The 2,746-nt window shown below is 75.4% G+C and carries 2 protein-coding genes; both read left to right on the forward strand.

Going from position 1 to position 2,746, the window contains the following annotated elements; genetic code table 11:
• Nucleotides 1–132: 132 nt before the first annotated feature.
• Nucleotides 133–1,503 carry a hypothetical protein gene (locus AB0B89_RS35885; protein WP_358562094.1) on the forward strand — a complete coding sequence of 457 codons (1,371 nt, stop codon included), beginning with the start codon at nt 133–135 and terminating at the stop codon, nt 1,501–1,503.
• Nucleotides 1,504–1,537: 34 nt separating this feature from the next.
• Nucleotides 1,538–2,722 (forward strand): AAA family ATPase, encoded by a 1,185-nt coding sequence (locus AB0B89_RS35890; protein WP_358562097.1) that lies wholly within the window; start codon nt 1,538–1,540, stop codon nt 2,720–2,722.
• The last annotated feature ends 24 nt before the right edge of the window (nt 2,723–2,746 follow it).

Genomic DNA, 2,746 nt, shown 5'->3' on the forward strand with positions numbered 1-2,746 from the left:
CGGTCACCGCGCTTTCGACGGCCGTCCACAGCCCGGTGAAGACGCCACCTCTGCGCTTCCCGCTCGTCGTGGAGTCGTGGGCGATCACGTCGGCCCGCGACCGTGCGCCACTGCCACCTGTCCGAGCGGCCCATGGTGTTCATCCCGCTCCGGATGGCGGGTGAGGCGGCGGCGCCGCTGGCCGCGATGGCGGGCACCGATCCCGATCGTCCCCGGCTGCTCGTGGTCCCCCAGCCGCGCGACCGCGACCTGCGGTTCGCCTTCGCCGCCGAGCTGGCCGAGATCCTCCTGCCGTACGTCGAGGGCCTGCAGAAGGCGACGGAGACGGTCGAGCGGCGCGGCGCGGAGCCGTACGAGCGCTGCGTCGACGCCCCGCAGCTGATCGTGCCGAACCGGAGCGCCGTCGCCTTCGTCCACATGCTGGGCCGCTCCACCCGGTTCCGCCGCGCCGAGGGGCCGTACGCCGTGCACCCCTCGGTGCCGGTGCTGGGCCGGTGGCTGACCTTCCTGGCCCAGCGGGCGCAGTACCCCGGCTCCGCCCTGCTCATGGCGGCCACCGAGGCGCTCTCCCTGCACTGGGCGACCGGGCAGAGCGCGCTGGAGGACGCGAACCTCGCCTCGCTGGTGAGCTGGATCGACCCGCCGCCGGGCATGAGCGGGGCGAGCGCCGCCCGGGAGGCGGAGGATCCCCTGATCTGGCCGCCCGCGGGCCCTGCCACCGACCCCGGCTTCGACACCGAGGTGCTCGCGCCCGCCATCAGGGCGTACGAGGAGACGCGTGGCGACCGGGCCGCCGCCAGGGTCGGCGAGGCGGTGCGCTCCCAGCTCGAACCGACCTGGCGGCTGATGTGGCGGGCCATCGGCCTGCTCGGCGCGCTGCCCGCCGGGCCGGGCGCCGCGGTCCGCTGGGAGGCCGACCGGGCGGCCTTCACCAACTTCGCCGCCCAGCTCGCCGAGGGCGGCCCTCCCCAGCCGAAGCGGGACAGCGCGGTCGGGGCCGCCTCGCGGCTGGCCCGCATGGAACGGGCGCGCGCCTCCTACGACGCGCAGCGGGCCTACGACGATCCGCTGGTCATGGCCGCCTACCGCCTGACCGGCGAGGCGTTCACCGGCACCGTCGTCGCCACCGATCCGGACCACGCCGAGGGCGAGGGCCGGGGGCGCAAGCTCCGGCCGCTGCTCACCCTGCGCACGAGCGACCCGGTACGGCTCGCGCCCGGCGCGCGGCTCGGCACGCCCGAACGGCGCGGCCAGCAGGCCGAGGTCGTCGAGATCTCCGGCGAGCACGTCACGTTGAAGATCGTCAAGGGGATGGGGCGCGGCAAGGCGGCGACGCCGGGCGCCGTGCCGGAGGTCGGCGAGCGCCTGTGCTACGCCGCCCTCACCGACGAGTTCCAGCCCCCGGCGAGTCTGCCCGCGCCCGAGGACACCCCGTGGACCCACGGCGGCCCGCCGCCGGAGCACGTCCCCGCCGACGAGGAGCCAGAGGAGGAGTGGTCATGAGGACGCGGCGCTCCCGCCGGACCCGGCGGCGCACATGACCGGGAGGCACGTCTCCCCTGCGGCGGAGGCGGCAGGCGTCGTCGACGCCGTGCTCGCCGACCTGCCCAGGCACCGTGGCGTGGTCGTCGACTCGCCTCCGGGCGCGGGCAAGTCCACGCTGGTGGTCAGGGCCGCCGGGCACCTCGCCGCCACCGGCGAGCCCCTGATGATCATCGCCCAGACGAACGAGCAGGTGGACGACCTGATCGTCCGGCTGGCGGCCGAGCATCCCGGCCTGCCCATCGGCCGGCTCTCCGCCGCCGACTACGTCGTGCCGCGGCGGGTCGTGGGGAAGGCGAGCGTCGGCACCAAGCTGCCCGATCTCGGCGACCCGGCGGTGGTGGTGGCCACCGCCGACAAGTGGGCCTGGGTCGGCGACCGAAAGTGGCCGTGGGCCATCGTCGACGAGGCCTACCAGATGCGCTCGGACAAGCTGCTGCGCATCGCGGGGCTGTTCGAGCGGGCGCTGTTCGTCGGCGACCCCGGCCAGCTCGACCCGTTCTCGATCGTGGACGGCGACCGCTGGGCGGGCCTGTCGTGGGATCCGCTCCAGAGCGCGGTGGCCGTGCTCCTGCGTCACAATCCCGACCTTCCGGTCCACCGGCTCCCGGTGTCCTGGAGGCTGCCCGCCTCGGCCGCCCCCGTCGTGTCGGAGGCGTTCTACCCCTACACCGGGTTCAAGGCCGGCACCGGGCCCGGCGACCGGGGCCTGTCGTTCACGGCGGGCGGCATGCGCACGGCGTACGACGCCGCGCTGGAGGAGGCGGCGGAGTCCGGCTGGGCGCTGTACGAGCTGCCGAGCCGGCACACGGTGCGCACCGACGCCGAGGCCGTCCAGGCGGTGGCCGTGCTGGCCGCGCGGCTGCTGCAGCGTGCGCCCATCACGCGCTCCGAGCGGGGCGAGCACCCGGTCACGCCCGGCCGCGTCGCCATCGGCGCCGCGCACCGCGACCAGGTGGCCGCGATCCAGGCCACGGGCCTGCCCGAGGGGGTGACCGTGGACACCGCGAACCGCCTCCAGGGCCGCGAGTACGACGTGACGATCGTCCTGCACCCGCTCTCGGGGCGCAGGGACGCGACGGCCTTCCACCTGGAGTCCGGACGGCTGTGCGTGCTCACCTCGCGGCACCGGCACGCCTGCGTCGCGGATCCATCGGCGCACGAATCAGACACTCAGTGAAATCGCACGCTGGTTGAACCCGGT

The sequence above is a fragment of the Sphaerisporangium sp. NPDC049002 genome, from assembly GCF_040649355.1.
Classification (GTDB): domain Bacteria; phylum Actinomycetota; class Actinomycetes; order Streptosporangiales; family Streptosporangiaceae; genus Sphaerisporangium.

Coding starts and splice junctions, on each gene's coding strand:
- AB0B89_RS35890 (WP_358562097.1), top strand. CDS start 1,538: ATGACCGGGAGGCACGTCTCCCCTGCGGCGGAGGCGGCAGGCGTCGTC.
- AB0B89_RS35885 (WP_358562094.1), top strand. CDS start 133: ATGGTGTTCATCCCGCTCCGGATGGCGGGTGAGGCGGCGGCGCCGCTG.